This is a genomic window from Halobacillus sp. 12SKB (assembly GCF_052941655.1).
Window position 1 is genome coordinate 3,504,764 of sequence record NZ_JBRFWR010000001.1, and the last position, 18,350, is coordinate 3,523,113.

General features: G+C 46.5%; 19 protein-coding genes. 7 read left to right on the top strand and 12 right to left on the bottom strand.

Translation table 11 applies throughout. From position 1 onward, the window contains the following. Positions 1-209: 209 nt before the first annotated feature. Both ACQ4XT_RS17475 and ACQ4XT_RS17480 read right to left on the bottom strand, forming a co-directional pair. Entirely contained in the window at positions 210-1,136 is a 927-nt protein-coding gene (locus ACQ4XT_RS17475) for a manganese-dependent inorganic pyrophosphatase (RefSeq protein WP_446854769.1), read from the bottom strand. A gap of 116 nt (positions 1,137-1,252) precedes the next feature. Next, the gene (locus ACQ4XT_RS17480) at positions 1,253-1,645 is read right to left on the bottom strand and encodes a hypothetical protein (RefSeq protein ID WP_446854770.1); all 393 of its coding nucleotides are present in this window, start codon (positions 1,643-1,645) and stop codon (positions 1,253-1,255) included. Positions 1,646-1,867: 222 nt separating this feature from the next. Between ACQ4XT_RS17480 and ACQ4XT_RS17485 the strand changes: the two genes are divergently transcribed. Continuing rightward, on the top strand, positions 1,868-3,178 hold the full coding sequence (locus tag ACQ4XT_RS17485) for a glutamine synthetase family protein (RefSeq protein ID WP_446854771.1): 1,311 nt from the start codon (positions 1,868-1,870) through the stop codon (positions 3,176-3,178). Between the two features lie 323 nt (positions 3,179-3,501). On the opposite strand, the gene ACQ4XT_RS17490 is transcribed toward ACQ4XT_RS17485, so the two are convergent. The 4 genes from ACQ4XT_RS17490 to ACQ4XT_RS17505 all read right to left on the bottom strand — a co-directional run bounded on the left by ACQ4XT_RS17490 (position 3,502) and on the right by ACQ4XT_RS17505 (position 8,259). Next, on the bottom strand, positions 3,502-5,265 hold the full coding sequence (locus ACQ4XT_RS17490) for a beta/alpha barrel domain-containing protein (protein ID WP_446854772.1): 1,764 nt from the start codon (positions 5,263-5,265) through the stop codon (positions 3,502-3,504). A 75-nt stretch (positions 5,266-5,340) separates the two neighbouring features. Further along, complete coding sequence (gene rsgA / locus ACQ4XT_RS17495) at positions 5,341-6,366, bottom strand: ribosome small subunit-dependent GTPase A (RefSeq protein WP_446854773.1); 1,026 nt, start codon at positions 6,364-6,366, stop codon at positions 5,341-5,343. A 155-nt stretch (positions 6,367-6,521) separates the two neighbouring features. Then, positions 6,522-7,301 carry an ABC transporter permease gene (locus ACQ4XT_RS17500; RefSeq protein WP_446854774.1) on the bottom strand — a complete coding sequence of 260 codons (780 nt, stop codon included), beginning with the start codon at positions 7,299-7,301 and terminating at the stop codon, positions 6,522-6,524. Continuing rightward, positions 7,291-8,259 carry an efflux ABC transporter ATPase subunit, DrrA-related gene (locus ACQ4XT_RS17505; protein WP_446854775.1) on the bottom strand — a complete coding sequence of 323 codons (969 nt, stop codon included), beginning with the start codon at positions 8,257-8,259 and terminating at the stop codon, positions 7,291-7,293. The genes ACQ4XT_RS17500 and ACQ4XT_RS17505 overlap by 11 nt, the downstream gene beginning before the upstream one ends. Positions 8,260-9,364: 1,105 nt before the next feature. Here ACQ4XT_RS17505 and ACQ4XT_RS17510 point away from each other — a divergent pair. Beyond that, entirely contained in the window at positions 9,365-9,613 is a 249-nt protein-coding gene (locus ACQ4XT_RS17510; RefSeq protein ID WP_446854776.1) for a hypothetical protein, read from the top strand. 12 nt (positions 9,614-9,625) lie between these two features. On the opposite strand, the gene ACQ4XT_RS17515 is transcribed toward ACQ4XT_RS17510, so the two are convergent. Then, a complete protein-coding gene (locus tag ACQ4XT_RS17515) occupies positions 9,626-9,976 on the bottom strand; it encodes a hypothetical protein (RefSeq protein WP_446854777.1) in 351 nt (116 codons plus the stop codon). A gap of 164 nt (positions 9,977-10,140) precedes the next feature. On the opposite strand from ACQ4XT_RS17515, the gene ACQ4XT_RS17520 reads away from it, so the two are divergent. Genes ACQ4XT_RS17520 through ACQ4XT_RS17530 form a run of 3 tightly spaced genes read left to right on the top strand, consistent with a single transcriptional unit; the run spans position 10,141 to position 12,309 of the window. Then, the gene (locus ACQ4XT_RS17520; protein WP_446854778.1) at positions 10,141-10,815 is read left to right on the top strand and encodes a hypothetical protein; all 675 of its coding nucleotides are present in this window, start codon (positions 10,141-10,143) and stop codon (positions 10,813-10,815) included. 12 nt (positions 10,816-10,827) lie between these two features. Further along, positions 10,828-11,568, top strand: a complete 741-nt coding sequence (nfsA, locus tag ACQ4XT_RS17525; RefSeq protein ID WP_446854779.1) for an oxygen-insensitive NADPH nitroreductase — start codon at positions 10,828-10,830, stop codon at positions 11,566-11,568. 15 nt (positions 11,569-11,583) lie between these two features. Continuing rightward, positions 11,584-12,309, top strand: a complete 726-nt coding sequence (locus ACQ4XT_RS17530; RefSeq protein WP_446854780.1) for an NAD-dependent protein deacylase — start codon at positions 11,584-11,586, stop codon at positions 12,307-12,309. A gap of 69 nt (positions 12,310-12,378) precedes the next feature. On the opposite strand, the gene ACQ4XT_RS17535 is transcribed toward ACQ4XT_RS17530, so the two are convergent. Together ACQ4XT_RS17535 and dacB are read right to left on the bottom strand one after the other, a co-directional pair. After that, complete coding sequence (locus ACQ4XT_RS17535; RefSeq protein ID WP_446854781.1) at positions 12,379-13,590, bottom strand: cation:proton antiporter; 1,212 nt, start codon at positions 13,588-13,590, stop codon at positions 12,379-12,381. 84 nt (positions 13,591-13,674) lie between these two features. Further along, on the bottom strand, positions 13,675-15,183 hold the full coding sequence (dacB, locus tag ACQ4XT_RS17540; RefSeq protein WP_446854782.1) for a D-alanyl-D-alanine carboxypeptidase/D-alanyl-D-alanine endopeptidase: 1,509 nt from the start codon (positions 15,181-15,183) through the stop codon (positions 13,675-13,677). Positions 15,184-15,329: 146 nt separating this feature from the next. Here dacB and ACQ4XT_RS17545 point away from each other — a divergent pair, with 146 nt between their 5' ends. Together ACQ4XT_RS17545 and ACQ4XT_RS17550 are read left to right on the top strand one after the other, a co-directional pair. Beyond that, positions 15,330-15,524 (top strand): hypothetical protein, encoded by a 195-nt coding sequence (locus tag ACQ4XT_RS17545; RefSeq protein WP_446854783.1) that lies wholly within the window; start codon positions 15,330-15,332, stop codon positions 15,522-15,524. A 140-nt stretch (positions 15,525-15,664) separates the two neighbouring features. Continuing rightward, the gene (locus ACQ4XT_RS17550; protein ID WP_446854784.1) at positions 15,665-16,399 is read left to right on the top strand and encodes a poly-gamma-glutamate hydrolase family protein; all 735 of its coding nucleotides are present in this window, start codon (positions 15,665-15,667) and stop codon (positions 16,397-16,399) included. A gap of 55 nt (positions 16,400-16,454) precedes the next feature. Here ACQ4XT_RS17550 and ACQ4XT_RS17555 read toward each other — a convergent pair whose 3' ends face one another. The 3 genes from ACQ4XT_RS17555 to ACQ4XT_RS17565 all read right to left on the bottom strand — a co-directional run bounded on the left by ACQ4XT_RS17555 (position 16,455) and on the right by ACQ4XT_RS17565 (position 18,333). After that, entirely contained in the window at positions 16,455-17,108 is a 654-nt protein-coding gene (locus ACQ4XT_RS17555; protein WP_446854785.1) for a hypothetical protein, read from the bottom strand. A gap of 360 nt (positions 17,109-17,468) precedes the next feature. After that, positions 17,469-17,918 carry a hypothetical protein gene (locus ACQ4XT_RS17560; RefSeq protein ID WP_446854786.1) on the bottom strand — a complete coding sequence of 150 codons (450 nt, stop codon included), beginning with the start codon at positions 17,916-17,918 and terminating at the stop codon, positions 17,469-17,471. 136 nt (positions 17,919-18,054) lie between these two features. Then, on the bottom strand, positions 18,055-18,333 hold the full coding sequence (locus tag ACQ4XT_RS17565; protein WP_446854787.1) for an RNA polymerase alpha subunit C-terminal domain-containing protein: 279 nt from the start codon (positions 18,331-18,333) through the stop codon (positions 18,055-18,057). Positions 18,334-18,350 lie beyond the last annotated feature (17 nt).

An 18,350-nucleotide genomic window follows, 5' to 3' on the forward strand; every position in this document is an offset into this window, starting at 1 on the left:
GACTCCTATGGGACGTGTGGGACAGGTGAGACCCCGGAAGGCGTAGCCTGAGGAGGCTCACCGCCCGCCCCATGGAAAGCGAACCTTTTCCCGCAGCCCCTAGAATCACACGAACATCTCGAAACTGAGTCTTCAACTAAAGGAAGCTTATATGGAAAAGAATGATATAAAAAAAGCGAACGCCTCTTGATGAGGGTTCGCTTTTTTTCTTATCCGAAATACGTGTTCAATGGAGGTACGATTTGTTTCTTACGGGAGACGACACCTTTCAAGACAGCCTGATTTCCATCAAGCTCCGTTTCAAAGGCTTTCGCAACCGCTTCTGTTTCGTTACCGACCGCAACGACTGTTGAATCACTTTCCAGAATGTCTGTCACGACAAGAAGGAACAAGTCCAAATCCTTTTCAGAAACGTTCTTCTCAATCGCTGCTTCAAGCTCACTCTTACGGGAAAGCACATCGTCTGTATCGACGGTGTTCACTTGAGCGATTTCTACTTTTTTATCGCCCATGTTGAAGCCTTTCGCATCCAGGGAGATCAGCTCTTCTGCTGTCTTGTCACTGATATCCGCACCAGCTTTCAACATCTTCAGGCCGTATTCTTCAGCATCGACACCAGCAATCGCCGCAAGTTCTTCAGCTGCTTTACGATCTTCGTCCGTGCATGTCGGGGATTTGAATAATAGAGAATCGGAAATGATGGCAGACAACATCAGTCCTGCCATCGGCTTGGAAACCTGCTGTCCTTTTTCCTTATACAGCTTGTTCAAAATCGTTGCTGTACAACCGACAGGCTCGGCACGATAGTAAAGGGGGCCTTTTGTTTCAAAGTTTGCGATACGGTGGTGGTCGATGACCTCAAGCACCTGCACCTCATCAATATCCTCAGCACTTTGCTGGCGCTCGTTGTGGTCAACAAGGATAACCTGCTCCACTTCATCGGAAACACGCTCAACAAGACGCGGCGCATCGACATTGAACTGATCCAATGCAAATTGAGTTTCTCCGTTTACTTCTCCAAGACGAACCGCTTCCGCCTCTTCGCCAAGGGCTTTTTTCAATTCAGCATACACAAGCGCTGAAGTAATCGTATCCGTATCCGGGTTCTTGTGCCCGAAAATCAATGTTTTGCTCACAAAAATCTTCCTTTCTTTATCAAGGGTATGTAGGATATCTTGTCCGTCTCGATTATAAAATAGATTGCAGCCATAGTCCATCTTCTCCTACCATTCCCCTTAATATGGAAAAGAAACTATTCTTTTTCAAACCCTTTGATCAAAAAGTATCCGCACAAAACCTGAATCACCGAACTAACGGAAGGGTTGGTAATCAGTAGATTTGGAAAGAGTGAACCGACAGGGATGACATAGGGAACCAGCATGATATATATAGTAGGAAAAAGAAAGAACAGTCCATACCTTTTCTTCCATTTCCACTGACCTTCCTCTTCCCATTGACGAAGAAACCCAGGTATAGCGAGCAGAATTCCAACAGGGACATACACGAATTGTGAGAAAATAATATAAAAATAAAAATTTTCTGTCACAAGGGCGGACCCCTGTACTTTCACTGTTACAAAAGAGATGAAAATCAAGTAACCAAAAATGGCCATAGACTGCATAAGAACAAGCTTTTTACGATTCATACCATCCCTCCATTCCACTTATAATCTACCTTATGTAAGAGGACGAAATATTTTACTAAATCATAGGTTTAGGTGAAAAAAATAAGGGAATTTAAATAAAAGACATTTGAGATTTGTCTACACTATGTGTTAGAATTCCTTACATAAGAAAAAGTGAGGTACATATCCAGCACTATTCCGGATACAAATCTCATAATAAAATTGTTAAAGAGAGGGTAATGTATGACTTACACAAAAGAGCAAATTATTCAGGAAGTAAAAGAAAACAACGTTGAATTTCTACTATTAGAATTCACAGATATGTATGGGGATACGAAAAATGTTGAACTACCAGCTGAAGAGCTAGAAATGGTTCTAGCAAATGAAGCAATGTTCGACAGTTCTTCCATTTCAGGTTTTTCCGATATCCAAGAGAGTGACATGTATCTCGTTCCAGACTTAGATACATTCCTACTACTTCCTTCTTTGGTCGATGAAGACCGCAGTGCGCGCTTCATTTGTGATATCTACAAGCCGGATGGCACTCCATTCGAAGGAGACCCTCGTTACATCCTAAAACGTGCAATGAAAGAAGCAGAAGATATGGGATACACCGTAAACGTCGGTCCAGAACCAGAATTCTTCCTATTCAAATTGGACAAAGATGGTTACCCAATCCGCGAAATGAATGACCGCGGTGGATATTTCGATGCTTCTCCTAAAGATAAAGGAGACAAAGTACGTCGTGACATCGTACGTACCCTTAAGAAATTCGGTTTCGAAATGGAAGCTTCCCACCACGAAGTTGCGATGGGTCAGCACGAAATCAACTTCCGTTTCGATAACATGCTGAAAACAGCTGATAACATCCAAACATTCAAAAACGTCGTAAAAGATATCGCGACGAACCACGATTACCATGCGACATTCATGCCTAAACCGATCGCAGGTGAGAACGGTTCCGGAATGCACGCCCACCTTTCCCTATTCAGAGATGGCGACAGTGCTTTCTATGATGAAGATGCGAAAGATGGCGTTTCTAAAACGATGAAACAGTTCATCGCAGGAATCCTTCACCACGCTCGTGCGATCGCAGCGATCACGAACCCGAACGTGAACTCTTATAAGCGTCTCGTTCCTGGTTATGAAGCACCTGTAAGCATCGCTTGGTCTCACTCCAACCGTAGCTGTATGGTCCGTGTACCAACAACACGTGGTCAAGGTACTCGTTTCGAAGTCCGTAACCCGGACCCGACAGCGAACCCTTACCTGACACTTGCGGTATTGATCCAAGCTGGTCTTGAAGGTATCCGTAACGGATATGATGCAGGTGAAGCAGAAAGCCGTAACCTGTACGAAGTTGAGGACGACAGTGTACCAACACTTCCTACAAACCTGAAAGAAGCTCTTTCTGCTCTTAAAAAAGACGAAGTTCTTCTTAAAGCTCTTGGCGATCACACAGCCAATGCGTATATTGAAGACAAAGAAGATGAATGGACTCAGTACTCCTTGCAAGTAAGCAAGTGGGAAATCGACAAATATATGAACAAGTAAGAAATAGAAAAAGCAGCGCTCCGTCTTGGGCGCTGCTTTTTTTGTGTGCGTTCCTGTCTCCCTGCGCGCGACTCACTCTCCCTGCGCGCGACTCACTCTCCCTGCGCGCGACTCACTCTCCCTGCGCGCGACTCACTCTCCCTGCGCGCGACTCACTCTCCCTGCGCGCGACTCACTCTCCCTGCGCGCGACTCACTCTCCCTGCGCGCGACTCACTCTCCCTGCGCGCGACTCACTCTCCCTGCGCGCGACTCACTCTCCCTGCGCGCGACTCACTCTCCCTGCGCGCGAAAGGTCATCCTCAAATCGGATGACCTTTCGCTTCATTTATCCATAAAATAACGATAAGACAGAACCAACCCTGCCACGTAAAAAAACAGGGCGATGTAGGCAGGCAGCAAGTGGATGAATGTCGTATACCCGATCATGATATGTACAAAAATCCCTGCGCAAAAGGCCGGAATCCCTCCGATCAGGAACATCCACCAAAACCAGCGTTTCCCCTGGTGATAGCCCCATAAAGCGCTCATGAGGACGAGAGCTCCCACACTGAAGAGAGCACTCCCGAATCCGGCACGGTCGTGGGCAATGACGGGGATCAATCGTTCGTTGAAGTTCTGAATCAATTCAGGAGGCATACACAGATATGCGATATCGGTCGGAATAAAAACCCCAGTCACCCCAATACAGGAAATGATGATCCCTCCAAGTACAAAAGAGAATCCTAGGACGACGAAGCAAAACTGTCCGTAGACACCGAGAAGCCACGCGCGATCATTTCTTCGATTCTTGGAAGCTGGCTTTTCAGACAGCCCTCGTGATTTCATCCATCCCGTCACATACAGCGGCAGGAGAATCAACCAGAATAACAAATGCAGCCAATCAAAATAGCCATAACCGATGAAAAAGAGAATGCCTAAAAAGCCTGCAATCGCCGCAAAGTCTATCGCCTGTTTCGCCCATTTTTCTCCCTTAGATACAGAAAATCTTGCAAGCCACATGTAAAGGTGGCCACCGGATATCATCGTACCGGCGAGAGTCATTCGGTCATGGGCCATAAACCAGAGGATCCGTTCGTTGAACAAAAGCAATTCTTGTCTCGATATTCCGAGAAACGCTTCATCATAAGGAAGGATGACCGAGGTCAAGCTGAACACCAAGGCAAGGATGCCACCTAGAAAAATCGCCAGACCGAACAGGAAATACCACATCCAACCGGTCTCCTTTTCGTAAACCACGGGTGTTTTATCCAGGAGAGCTTCATGAATCCGCTTCGGCAGGCCAGGACCTGCATCGACGTATTCAGCAGAAAGAAACACCATGCTTGCTCCAGCGGATAGGAGGACGAGCGCATCTTCGGGGTCTTCCACCCCTCCGACTGTAATCACTTCATAGCCATGAAGCTTTTCTAAGGCCTCTTGATAATCTTCTACGCCACCACCACTTCCAGATTCTTCTAAAATAATACCGGCAGCTCCTTCAAAACGATCCATATCGGAAACGCTTTTGACAGGCATTCTTAAAAAAACAGGTTTCCATTCCGACAGTTCTTCAACGAGCTTTGACTCCCACTCCTTGTATGTGATACTAAAAACCCCACGGAAAGGTTTTAATGCTTCTGCCATTTCCATTATTTCACCCTGTGATCCTTGCAAATGAAAGAGAAAAGGAACATCTGCGTCCGCCTTTTCCAGACGCCGAACCGTTTCTTCCAAACCGATGGATTCTCCTTGATCCGGAAGCCGAATACGACCCTCTTTTCGTTCAGGGAAACCTCCACGCTCTGGTTCCCGTGTCACAGGACCAACTTCAATCATGCTGACCCCTAAGTTGCTGAATGCTTTCGTGCCTGTTAATCGCGGATCAATTTTTCCCGATAATCCAACAGGTCCTCGTATAGGTTCGCCTCCTACAGAAGTGGCAAGCCGCTCAGCAATCTCTTCTCTGCCAAGAAATTGAATGATATTGCTGCCTCCTGGTAGAGAGGCGATCCGGTTCATATTTTTATGTATAAATTCCCTGGAAGTCACAGGTGAGATTTTTGACAGCCAAGGTTTGAACAACACATGATAAGACCAATCCGGCATAAAATCTTCCTTTTCATTAATAATCCAACGGTGCAGTTACAAAAAAAGAGGCACCGGACCCGGCACCTCTTTTTTCTACTTGACCGCGTTCGGTCCATGCAGCATCCGGTTTGTCCGGTGCGTCCCGTACCGATCTTTCAGCTCGAGCCGCTTCAGCTCCCGTTTCAACTTGTTGTAGCTTTTCAGGCGTGCGGCTTCAAGCTCGCCTTCTTCAATCGCTTGTATTACCGCACATCCCGGCTCTTGTTCATGCTTGCAGTCTCTGAATTTACAAGACGCGCTCAAGAGGTCGATATCCGAGAACGTCTGGTCGACACCATCTTCATCTCCACCCCAAAGCTGCAACTCGCGCATCCCGGGTGTATCGATGATATAAGTACCATTCGGCAGTTCAAACAGCTCCCTGTGAGTCGTCGTATGGCGCCCGCGCTGATCCTCTTCACGCACGCCTTGAGTCGCTTGTTTTTCCATACCGAGCAAATGGTTGATCAGCGTCGATTTTCCAACACCTGAAGAACCTACAAGGGAAATGGTTTCGCCCGTTCGTAATTCAGTGACAAGCCCTTCCATTCCAACCCCTGTCAAACTATCGACCGCATAGACAGGAACGCCAGGCGCAACACTTTCGACTTCAGCGATATGATCAGCAACCGTGTCGCACAAGTCCCTTTTTGTTAAAACAACCGCCGGGCTCGCTCCGCTCTCATATACTTGTTGAACATACCGTTCAATTCTTCTTGGATTGAATTCTTGCGTCAAAGCGGTGACGATAAAAACGGTATCGACGTTCGCAGCTATGATCTGCTCTTGATGACTTCCTCCCGCCTTTTTCCTCGACAAGACTGTTTTCCGGTCCAGGACGCGGTGGATTTTGGCGCGCGTTCCTGCATCATAAGGTTCAAATACGACCCAATCCCCGACAGCTGGATAATCTTTGTCTACCTCAACGGTATGATGAAACCTTCCGGATACTTCTCCATTCCGCTCCTGCTCATCATCCACGACGGTATACAAGCCATGAGTCAGACGGGTGACCCTTCCGATGTGGTCCCCTTCGTGCATTTGTGCTTTGAAAAATTCTGTAAAATCATTCCGTTTCATTCGATTCCTCCTGAAATGTTGGAGGACGTTACGAGTGATGTCCTCCGTGATTTGATTGATTTGAGTTGATTAGAATCGTTACGTTTGCCATAAAACATCACTCCTAACTTTTTGATTAGTTCTATTATATCAGAATTTATTACCAGTGATTAGATTTATCCGCGGGAAACCGCTTTTTTTGCAGAAATGGCCGCAAAGGTAATGGTGATGGTGCACACGATGACGATCGCGAATACGCCCTGCATCAAATCCCAAAACACCCAGCCATCGATGAGTGCCGTCCGCATACTTTCAAAGATATAGGTCGTCGGGTTGATCGTCGCTGCGACTTTCAGCCACTGGGCTTCAATCAGTTCATACGGGACAAAAGTCGTACTAAGAAAAATAAGCGGGAAAAAGATGAACGTTCCTGCTTGTGCTGCCTGTGCGTTTCCTGTACGGAGGGCAACCCCAGCGGAATACCCGGCAAACGCAAGCCCCCACCCGACCGCAATAAGCAGCACAAATAGAATGCCGCCAAAACCGGTGACGACTTCAAGGCCCAGCAAAAAGGCGATGCCTATGATGAGCAGCGTTTGGACGACAAGCTGGAGCATTCCGGCAATGATCGGTCCGAGGACGATCGCCAGTCTTGAAGCTGGTGTCAACAACAAACGGGAGAAGAAACCATTTTCTATGTCTTTGACTATGCTCTGTCCGGCACCGCCGGCTCCACCAATAGCTGCAGACACAATCGATACAGGCAGAATGAACGCCAAGTAGTTCGCTCCTTCAAATGTCGGGAGCTGGGAGATCCCGCTCAAACCACCTTCATAAACAAGGAGGAAGAATGCCGATATGATCAAGTTTGGGATAAAAGAAAATGGATTGCGTAACGTCGTTTTGATGTTTCTTACCGTCATCAGCCACGTATCTTTCCAAAGGTTATTCCCCATGTGCTCTCACTCCTTCCTTTTGCTCACTCGTAATTTTTAAGAAAATATCATCCAAGGTTGGAGATGAAAGTTGGATATCCTCAATTTCATAGCCTTGCTGATCAAACAAACGGACAACTTCAAGCAATTGTTTCGTCCCTTCTTCCACGTAAATGAGAACCTTATTCTGGCGGCTGATGACGTCAACATCCGCCATTTGCCCTCGTAAGTACGCCACTGCTTCGGATTGCTGGTTTTCATCTTTCAATGTAAGTGTGATCAGGTCATTCCCGATTTGAGCCTTCAACTCTTTCGGTGTGCCTGTCGCAACGATCTCCCCATCATTGATGATGCTGATGCGATGAGCAAGCGAATCGGCTTCCTCTAAGTACTGGGTGGTAAGAAAAATCGTCGTCCCCACCTCTTCGTTCAGCCGTCGCAGTTCCTCCCAAATCGCCATCCGGTTTGAAGGATCAAGTCCTGTCGTCGGTTCATCGAGAAAAAGAATCTTCGGTTCATTGACGAGCGTTAGAGCAAGATCAAGACGCCTGCGCATCCCACCCGAATAATTGCCGATCCTACGTTCCGACGCTTCCGTCAGCTGCACAATCTCCAAAAGCTCCTGCGCCCTCTTTTTCCCTTCTTCTTTCCGGAACCCGAAAATATTCGCTTGAAGCTCAACCATTTCTCTCCCTGTCAGATCAGGATCCACGCCTGTTTCCTGCAATGCCACACCGATATAACGTCTGACTTTTTCCGGTTCCCGGATGACGTCGTGGCCTGCGACTTCCGCCTTCCCTGACGTCGCGTTGATGAGCGTCGTCAGAATTTGAACGGTGGTCGATTTACCAGCTCCATTCGGTCCTAAGAAAGCGAAAAATTCACCTTCCTTTACTTCAAAAGAGACATCTTTCACTGCTTGTACGTTTCCTTTTTTGAACGTTTTTGTTAAATGTTCCACAACGATTTTCCCATTCACTACAATCCCTCCAGTCGTCGTTCCTTACCTTAACTATATACAAAAGTCCCACCATAATCACTTTTCCAAACCCATCCCACCACATCCCTTTGTTAAACGATCTGGCAGGATTGTGAAAGACTCGATTTCGAGATTTTTCGGGGTTCGTTGCTTGGGATGATCGTCAAGGGTGGCTGGGAAGCTACTCGCATTCCTGTGGGGGAGTAGGTGAGCTTCCTCGGACTACGTCCTGCGGGATCTCACCTATCTCCTTTCTCCCACGGGAGTCTCGAAGCTCCCCAACCACCCCTTTCATTGTAAGTGAAAAACGAACCCCCTGTACGAAGTTAGAAGCTCCCACTATCCAACTGTTAAAGGTACAATGCGTTCTGGATCAAGTTTTTACATACTGTGGAAGTGTTCTAATCATCCCCTTTCCTATATCATACGAGCCGATTTTTCAGAAGTAGTTTCGATAACCTCCCATGGCAAGGGGGCGGAGGGAAACGGTGAGACTCCTATCATTTAGTGTGGAGGCGCCTTGGTCAGCGGCGTATGGACTGGACTGAGCTGGCGGAGATCAAGGAAACACGGAGAGCGAAGCGATTCGATGTTGACTTATCGTACAGAAGCGAGGGAAGTCTCACTAGCCGCTAGGCTCCGGAACCGGATAACTAAAAGGACGTGTGGGACAGGTGAGACCCCGGAAGGCGTAGCCTGAGGAGGCTCACCTCCCGCCCCATGGAAAGTGTTCAAATGCGGAATCGTCCTGGTAGACACGACTGGCATAAGCAGAACAGCAACGGAATGTGTTTTTCATTCCTTTGCTGTTTTACTTATGACGCTAGTGTCTGGACGATGGAGCAAGACGAACCTTTTCCCGGAGCCCCCAGAACCACGCAATCGTCTCGAAACTGAGCCTTCAAGAATAAAAACCTTTATTGACAGAATTTTAGGAATAAAGACTTAGAGGTTTGAAACTGTTTCAAGCGGGGAATCTTTATTTTTACGTCACTACGGAAAACCGCCAAAACTAGACGGTTTTCACGGTTGAAACAAGATTTCAAAACGTGATAGAATCTTCAATAATAATAATTTTCAGAATATATTTCAGGAGGTGAATACCATGGAGCTTACTCAATTATATCCTTGGTTGATGCCGGCCCTTTTGATCATCAGTATCGGGACATTGTTCGGTTCATACTTAACGTTTAGAGCAGAAAAATACATGATGTTGATCGCTATTGGGATGGTACAGACGCTGATTAGTACGATGCTTGCGACAAATGTCGGGCCGCTTTTGTTCGGGATTGGGCTGACACAATTTTATGTAGGAATCGTCAACATGAAAAAGGTGAAAGGCTATGAGACATGAGAAATCATCGTCTTATAGGTCTTTCACCTTTTTTTCTATATATATACAAAGATCTCCAAGCGTCGGAAATTGGGATAACTCTTGATATTCAGGCAGTTCCTGATGGCTGTTCGGAGGGAGCTCCCAATGTTGAATAAGGGCAGCGAACGCTTCCAAAAATTTGTCACGGTCATTTTTGAAAATGTCGGCAAGATCGATATTGGTCGTTAAGTGCTCCAGCGGATGTTGATCGGTTTCATCGCTATACAAATGTACATAATAAACAACACTACGATAAATGGCTACCGTTGTTCTCGGGTCCTGGCTCTTCTTCTCTCTTTCCTTCTTTGACTGAAAAGCTTTGAAGCTGTAGATTTCTCCCATTACCCCCACCTCACTCTTTTTTCTATAACGATATATTTCTTGTTTTTTAATCCTTATTCCTTTAAAAAAGTAGATAAACTTTGTAAAAGTTTCACCCTCATGAATTTTTGTTTGTTGTGGTATCCTTTAGAAAAGAGCTTTTTTAAGTGAGGGAATGGTTTATGATGAAGAAAAATGTGTGGTGGATCGGCTTGTTCCTTCTTTTATTGACCGGATGCAGCTCGAATGCAGATGCACAAGAGACGTTGAGTATAAATCCGCTTGAGGGGGACGATCCCCTTACCGAAGAAGAATTGGCCGAAGACAATGGAGATAACATGCAGCTCACCCTCGATGGTGCTTCTTATCCATTTACAACTAAAGACTACCCCATTCTAGCGCAGTATGTACATAATTTTGACCGCCCGGAAGAGCAATTACGCCATCTTCCTTTTTCTAAAATAAACGAGGATCAGTACTTGGTGGAGTTTGCCTGTCATGAGGAGCGTTGCTCGCATTTGATGATTGACTTCGAACAGCAGCACTCGTTTTTAATCAGCGATTTGAGTAAACTGGTTTCCACTCACGTTTCTCCTGACCAGCAGTATGCCGCCTTCCTTTTTGAACGCACGTATGAAGAAGAAGCACTGCATCAGCTGGTTGTCATGGACATTGGCACGCTCGAACCGGTGGATCTCGAACCCGGGGAAGATCACCTCCTACCAAAGCCGAATCAGTATCAATACGCTATCCATTCTGTTACTTTTATGGATGAAGAACGATTACAAATTACCAGTGACGATCCAGCGGCAGGTGCCGATACCCATGATCCGGTTCGGACGCAATGGATCTATAAATAGGAGGAAACGATTATGAATGAGACCATTGAAACACTTTTGAACCACCGTTCGATAAGGAAGTTCAAAAACACCCCTATCACTGACGAGCAGCTGAGCACCATTTTATCTGCGGCCCAGCAAGCATCTACATCCAGTTACATGATGGCTTATACGATCATCGGGGTGACGGATGAAAAGAAAAAAGCACAGCTTGCCGAAATCACCGGTCAAGGCTATGTGAAAGATAACGGCCACCTGATGATATTCTGTGCTGACCTTTATCGCCATACCCTTCACGCCTCTTCAGAGCAGTATGAGGAGATGCTCGCCAACCTTGAAAACAGTGAACATTTTCTCGTTTCTGCCATTGACGCTGCCCTTGCTGCCCAGAATGCGGCGGTTGCTGCCGAATCGATGGGGCTCGGCATCTGCTATATCGGAAGCATTCGCAACCAGCTCGATAAAGTCGATGAAATACTCGGATTACCGAAACATGTGCTTCCACTCTTCGGCATGGTCCTCGGCGAACCCGATCACCAGCCAGATCAAAAGCCACGACTTCCGAAAGAAGCGGTATATTTTGAAAATGAATACAACCGCCATCACAAAGATGAACTCGGAGTGTTTGACGAGAAGATCGCTGCTTATTACCAGTCACGTCAAACGAATACGAGGAACGATTCATGGACGGATCAAATGCTCCGCCGTTTCACTAAACCGATGCGGATGGACGTCACCAGTATCGTGAAAAAGAAAGGTTTTAACAAGCAGTAAGAGGAGTTTGTGTCTATGTATGAAACGATTGCTCTCCATATAAAAAGTGCTGAACGGATGGCCGTCTTGACCGGTGCCGGTGTGTCGACCGCGAGCGGAATTCCTGATTTCCGCTCAAGCGAGGGATTATGGACAGAAGATCATGATCGCGAGTATTACATGTCCACCGACTACTTTTTCCATGATCCTGAGGATTTCTGGAAGAAGTATAAGGCGATTTTCCGAATGAAACTTTTGAAAAACTATCGGCCGAATCCTGTCCATGAATTTATTAAGGAGTTGGAAAGCGAGGATCGGGACGTTTCGGTCATTACACAGAATGTCGACGGGCTTCATTCGCTTGCCGGCAGTTCCCATGTTCTTGAATATCACGGTACATTGAACCGCTCCAGCTGTCCAAACTGCGGCAGGTCCTATGCTTTGGATGAGGTCATGAGAGTAGCTGTACCGGTTTGTGAGGACTGCGGATCTGTTTTGAAACCGGATGTCCTGCTGTTCGGTGACTTGATCACCGCTCATGATGAAGCCGAGTCGATCATTGAAAAAGCCGACCTCCTTCTCGTGATGGGGACGTCGCTTTTTGTGACTCCTTTCAACCTTCTGCCGTATCTTGCCTATGAACAAGAAAACACGACGACCGTTCTCATCAACAACGAACCGACAGATAAGGATCACCTTTTCGACTATGTCGTGCACGAAGATTTGTCAGAAGCCATAGCGAAAATCAAAGAATACATGTAAAAAAAGCCTCCTTCATGAAGGAGGCTTTTTTCCATTATCTGTATGACCTGGTACACCATAATATGGAAGTTAAGCCAGTCCGAGTTTTTTTATGACTGGCTTTAGGGTGAGTCCTTGGACAATTAATGAGAAGAGGACGACGGAGAAGGTGAGCAGCAGCACTTGTTCGCGTCCGTCAAAATCCATGGGCAGGCTTAAGGCGAGAGCAATAGAGAGACTTCCTCTTAAACCACCCCAGTTGATGAGAATTCTTTCTTTGGAAGAGAGTTCTTTTATCCAGCCTGTTCCGATATAAACCGCGATGGTACGTCCAACAAGTACAATAGCGATCGCCCCGACGATATATCCCCAATTGCCAGCAAGATCGATATTCCTTATTTCCAAACCGACCATCAGGAAGATCAAGGCATTAGCAAGCAGGGTGACACTATCCCAGAACGTATTGAGGTTCGTCTTCGTTTCCTCTGACATTCCTATCTTCGCTCCGTAATCCCCGAAGACGAAACCGCCGACGACAACCGCGATAACGCCGGACGTATGGAAGTGTTCAGCAATGAAGTAGCTTCCGAAAAACAGCAGAGCACTGAAGGCAACTTCCAGCGGATAATCATCATAGAACCGGATGACTTGAGAAAACACATAGCCTAAGATCAGGCCGATCAGGGCGCCACCGACCGCAAATTTCAAGAACATGAACACTCCGCTGCCAAGTCCGGCCCAGCCCATTTCAATGTAAGTAAGCAAGTAGATGCTGGCGATTTTGAAGAGCACGACGGCAATCCCGTCATTGAACAATGACTCCCCTTCCATAATCGTCGACATTTTTTGTTTCACCCCGAGAGACTTGAAAATGGAAAGCACACTGATCGGATCGGTCGCACTCATGAGCGCAGCGAAGGTAAACGCGACAGCAAGCGGCAGGTCCAATAAGAAATAAGCCGCTGCCCCGATGGTGAGCGAGGATATGAACGTTCCCAAAAAGGCCAGTCCCATGACCGTTTTCTTTTGTGAAAATAGATGATGAAAAGGAAGCTTCAACGTCGCATCCCCAAGCAGGATCGGAAGGAAAAGGGAGATGACCGTTGCCTGGAACACTTCCGATTGTGTGATATAACGCTCCGCTTCCTCAATGAACGGGAGCTGAGTCAGTCCGAGGACAAGCCCCACCAGAACCAGGGCTATGGAGTCTGGTTCCTTCAAGAGTTTGGCGATGGCGATCACCGTGACAGAAATGGCGAGTAACAGTAGAATTTGAATGAAAACATCATGAAATCCGTGCATGAAAAACCCTCCCTGAAATCAAAACCTATCGTTAGTTTTACCCTTAATGACTATACGTTACCCATAAAACCGCCACGATTGCTGCTAGTTTTTTCGGAACGTATGCTCAGACAACAGGATCGCCAGTTGATCTTCAATCTCCTTCACCTCATCAGACAGAACGTTGTTGAAAACAAAGGCAAAAATCAACGGGTTACCGTCAGCTGTTGTAACATAGCCGGACAGGGAAGAGACTTCTGAGAGCGTTCCTGTTTTCGCCTGCACCTTTCCCTCTGCGTGCGTATCGATCATCCGTGACCGTAATGTCCCTCCTGCAAACCGTTCCGGGTTCCCTGCCATGGGCAGGGATTGAAACAACACCGGAAACCATTCCTCATCCTGTACTTGAAAAAGCAGCTCAGAGATTTCATGCGCAGGGATTAAGTTGGACCGCGACAGTCCAGATCCATCCTTCAATCGCATCGTCTCCACATCGACTCCCATCTCGGCCAGTACCTCTTCTACCACTGAAAGACCTTTCGCCCAGCTTCCTTCCCCATGAACAACCCTCCCCATTTCCTTCACGAGCACTTCCGCATGGCCGTTGTTGCTCAGTTTCATAAAAGGAAAAAACAACTCTTCAAGCGCCATCGAATTCCTAGTAACTAAGAGTGTCGCCTCTTCAGGCGTGACCCCTGAACCTGCCTTATCAGCTTTCATGGTAATCTTGTATTTTTGAAGAGACCTCTGAAAAAGTTCCATGACAAGTCCAGACGGTTCCGACACAGCGACCCAGGAATGGGAGAAAGGGTCGTCCAATGCTATTTCTCCTTTCACATTAATCTCGTTTGTTCCATGCCTTCGTTCGACCTCAAGCTCTGTCCCTTTTTCCGGTGAAGATGTCACGGTTTGATTGATGATCTGCACATACTCATTGTCCGGAAAAATTTCGATATGTGCTTGAGCCCCTTTTACATCAGCAGGTATGGTCTTCACGATAACTGTGCCCGCATCATAATCCTTATCCGGCGACAATGTGAGGGCGGAAATCTGGGCTGCATAGTACTCCGTCTCATCCGTCCATTGGATCCCGTCCGATAAACGCACATCATCATACCACGAATCATCTGCGATCAGACGGCCTGTAATTTTACGGACACCCGCTTTCTTCAAAGCCCGCGCCATAGCATCCAGGTCTTCTGTTCTTAATGTGGGATCCCCTTTTCCCTTCAAATAAAGGTTCCCGTCCAATATCCCCCGCTTCGACTCTCCATCTGTCCAAAGTTCCGTTGCAAACGTGTACCGAGGCCCAAGTGTTTCCAGGGCTGCAGCACCAGTGAAGAGCTTCGTATTAGAGGCAGGGATCAATCGAAGGTCCGCATTTTTTTCAAAAAGGATGGCTCCCGTGTCGGCATGACGGATGCTGATGCCCGCAATAGCCCCTGCCAATCGCTCGTCGGTTAACACCCGTTCCACTTTTTCCTGGAGCGACTCATCGTTTCTTGCCTCCCCTTCCTTATGTATCAAAAGCGCGGCTGTGAAGATCAGGATCACACCAAGGAGGGAAATGGCGGCTTTCGTCTTCGGTATTGTTCGCATATGTAGGTTTCTCACCTTTCATTGAAAATGGGGATTCACTTCCCTTCTATTGGTTCCCTCTTCGGTAAGCTTCATCCAGAAAAGAGCTGCAGGAGATGAAACGGAAACGGTAGTTATTCGTACATAAGGTAAGGAGTAAAGACAACCTGGAGGTGTTTGCCATGTTTATGTTCTCGATTCTGTTCGGATTATGCGTTTTATTTTTCCCCTTACAAGGAATTAAAAATTTCAGAAATGAAAAAACAAGCCACAAAGTCATTCGACTCATTTTCATTGGAATCGCTCTTTTACTCCTCACAGCAGGAGGGATTGATTTAGCCGCTTTTATCAACAATCCAGGAGATTATTTTCAATGAGGATACCTCTTCCCCATACGTAAGGAAAAGCTGCCTCCGGTTGGCAGCTTTTTTTTTCATTCTAATAAAATTTCAAAGCATTTCCGTATTCATTGCAACCAATCATTGATAAAGTACAAATAGAAGAAAGAGGTGCCGAAATGAAAATAAAACTCACATTGACCATCGCCGCTGCGCTGGCAGCGTTGCTGTGGTTTTTATATGAAGGAAAAGAGAAAGGATCGCAGCAAGTAGAAGACGACTGTTCCGGGGATCGGTTTTGTTCATTTGAAGAGCTGACGGAGGTCTATAAAGAAGGGGAAGACTGGGTCATTGCCACAAGTACAAAAGGTCATCCAAAGTGGCTGATCAGCGCAATACATGGTGGCGGTATCGAAGAAACGAGCTCGTCCTTAGCTGAGGCGGTTGCAGGTGACTCCTATCCTTATTACGCCTTCAAAGGAAGGTTAGCCTCTGATAATTTCAAAAACTTACATATCACCTCTACAAATTTCAATGAGCCCAAGGCGCTTGAAATGGTGGCAAAGGCCGATCACCACCTTTCCATTCACGGGGCAGGCGGAGAGGAGCGAAAAACACTGATTGGCGGCCGGGATAAAGAGTTGATGAAAATCGTGGAGCGGCATTTAGAAGAAAAGGGATTCACCGTCGAAGATGCTCCGGAACACCTGGACGGGGACGACCCTGACAACTACGTCAACAGAACGAAGACAGGAAAAGGTGTGCAGCTTGAGATCACACGCGGGCAGAGGAAAGCCTTTTATAAGAACGGCGACATCAGTTACTCCTCAAGGAAAGATCCTTCTAATGAGACCGGTGCGTTTCATGCTTATGTAGGAGCCATTCGGGAAGCACTGAAGGAATATCAAGACTAGCAGACGTAACGCCCCACCCTGAGGTGGAGCGTTCTTAAATCAGTCAGCACAACTTTCACCCTTCCTCCCATGTAAACTCACCATTCTCGATCACTTGTAAAAGCATGTTCTCTCCTTCAATTTTATATTCACCGCCCACATCCTCTCCATCCATACGTCCCAAAATACGGACGGCACCCTTTCCGACAATGATCTGAATCTCGTCTCCGTAAGAGTCCCCTTCCAGCCAGATCGAATAAAGGTGCGTAGATAAGCCTTCATCAGAAGTCACAAGCGTCATATCCGAGGGGATCTGGAGGATTCTGTTCTTCTCTTCCGTTTTTTTCAACGTCACAGACTTGAATGGTTTCCCCATCTCACGATAAATTTTAATTTCAGTGACCACTTGGCCCGAGCTGATAGGCTCCGGCAGTGCTTCACCGAATGTGGTCGTTGTAGGTTTGTTTATTAAATAAAACAATACAGGAGTCGCAAGAAAAACAGCCAGCACCAAACCTATCACGAGCTTACCTCTTTTTTTGAAGAGGAGTGACAGGAAGACGAAAACAGCTGCTCCGATCATGCCTATGAGTACGATGACATTCCCTATTTCCACATCATCCTTGAAATAGATCCCTGACAAACCCACTGCGATCAGTAACGCAGCTGCTGCGAGCGGCAGGACGATAAGCGCTGTTTTACGCAAGCGGTCGTTGATCAAGAAAAACACCTCCGTTCTCCTCCCCTTTTTTACATTCTTCAATGAATCTTAAATGTTACTGATCATTGGAAAAGGATCGAGAAATAAATAAAGAGGCTTCCATTTTTCAGAAAAGCCTCTTTGAAGAGAGTAATGAAGTCATTAAAAACCCAACCCGTGACAGAAAAGAAAACAGGATGTTGCATGGCTTATTTTTTCAGCTTCTTAAATCCACCGACAGCCATGAAGACTACAAAGAACAAAATGAACCATGAACCAAAACCCATAGGATCTCCCTCCTTGAAAGTCTTGTTGACTTCTATACGTTCGAGAGCTTTAAAGGTTTCAATCTAATGGGTACTCCCTAAAACGGGTGAATAATGGCGATGACTAATAAAAGGAACCATCTAAAATTTCCTTGATATCCCCCAAATGACGGATAAGGGATAGTCCAGAGACAAAAACGTAAAAACAACTGAGGACAAGCACTTTCTTCAAGGGTACCCCTTTAAGGACATCCAATCCCACCCAGAAGATGGCCACCATGATGGAAGTGAAAAAAAGATGGTACTCCATAGCTTGACCTTTGATACGATCAATCAGTGCTTCCGCTCTCCATTCATCCCCTTCAGGTGGTTGATAGGTGATCCTCTCTTCTTTGAAACCCCAAGCATTCAAAGACTGTACCACGACCGCATTCTCCTGTTTTTCCACCACTTCATAACCGAGCGGAGCATAACCGAGTGGATAAGCGAGACCATAGGATAAGATGAATGCAGCCAGCAGAAACGCGATGTAAAGAAGGATGCGTCTAACTTTATTCAATAGCTCTTCACTCATGATCATCCCTCCCTGACGATTGATGCAGCCAAACCATATGACCGGCTCCTGTCTGTCTATACGATGCCAGCCCAAAATCGTTTCACTTCGCAGATCAAAAATTCATTTCCTCTTCTTCAGTAAATAGTCCCTGGGGTTAATCCTTAAACGATAATCCTTTTTCACTCAAGGCTGAGCGGAGTTTCGGAATCGAACTTTTTCCAAGGCCATGAAGTTTCAAAATTTCCTCTTCCCTGTAAGTAGATAAAACCTTCAGAGAGTCTACTCCGTGATTCTCCAATGCTCTTCCTGCCGGAGAGGCGAGTGTCGAAAGAAACCCGTTCTCAGGCTTCCGCTCTTGCTCACAGATCGGACAGATCGGGCAGTCACTTGTCTTCTCGTACTTATGACCTCTGTCACATGTTCGATGACTCATCGATCGTACCTCCTTGA

Excerpts from the sequence above, each read along its gene's own strand:
- ACQ4XT_RS17480 (WP_446854770.1), bottom strand. The coding sequence starts at position 1,645 with ATGAATCGTAAAAAGCTTGTTCTTATGCAGTCTATGGCCATTTTTGGT.
- ACQ4XT_RS17485 (WP_446854771.1), top strand. The coding sequence starts at position 1,868 with ATGACTTACACAAAAGAGCAAATTATTCAGGAAGTAAAAGAAAACAAC.
- ACQ4XT_RS17490 (WP_446854772.1), bottom strand. The coding sequence starts at position 5,265 with ATGCCGGATTGGTCTTATCATGTGTTGTTCAAACCTTGGCTGTCAAAA.
- rsgA (WP_446854773.1), bottom strand. The coding sequence starts at position 6,366 with ATGAAACGGAATGATTTTACAGAATTTTTCAAAGCACAAATGCACGAA.
- ACQ4XT_RS17500 (WP_446854774.1), bottom strand. The coding sequence starts at position 7,301 with ATGGGGAATAACCTTTGGAAAGATACGTGGCTGATGACGGTAAGAAAC.
- ACQ4XT_RS17510 (WP_446854776.1), top strand. The coding sequence starts at position 9,365 with ATGGAGCTTACTCAATTATATCCTTGGTTGATGCCGGCCCTTTTGATC.
- ACQ4XT_RS17515 (WP_446854777.1), bottom strand. The coding sequence starts at position 9,976 with ATGGGAGAAATCTACAGCTTCAAAGCTTTTCAGTCAAAGAAGGAAAGA.
- ACQ4XT_RS17520 (WP_446854778.1), top strand. The coding sequence starts at position 10,141 with ATGAAGAAAAATGTGTGGTGGATCGGCTTGTTCCTTCTTTTATTGACC.
- nfsA (WP_446854779.1), top strand. The coding sequence starts at position 10,828 with ATGAATGAGACCATTGAAACACTTTTGAACCACCGTTCGATAAGGAAG.
- ACQ4XT_RS17530 (WP_446854780.1), top strand. The coding sequence starts at position 11,584 with ATGTATGAAACGATTGCTCTCCATATAAAAAGTGCTGAACGGATGGCC.
- ACQ4XT_RS17535 (WP_446854781.1), bottom strand. The coding sequence starts at position 13,590 with ATGCACGGATTTCATGATGTTTTCATTCAAATTCTACTGTTACTCGCC.
- ACQ4XT_RS17545 (WP_446854783.1), top strand. The coding sequence starts at position 15,330 with ATGTTTATGTTCTCGATTCTGTTCGGATTATGCGTTTTATTTTTCCCC.
- ACQ4XT_RS17550 (WP_446854784.1), top strand. The coding sequence starts at position 15,665 with ATGAAAATAAAACTCACATTGACCATCGCCGCTGCGCTGGCAGCGTTG.
- ACQ4XT_RS17560 (WP_446854786.1), bottom strand. The coding sequence starts at position 17,918 with ATGAGTGAAGAGCTATTGAATAAAGTTAGACGCATCCTTCTTTACATC.
- ACQ4XT_RS17565 (WP_446854787.1), bottom strand. The coding sequence starts at position 18,333 with ATGAGTCATCGAACATGTGACAGAGGTCATAAGTACGAGAAGACAAGT.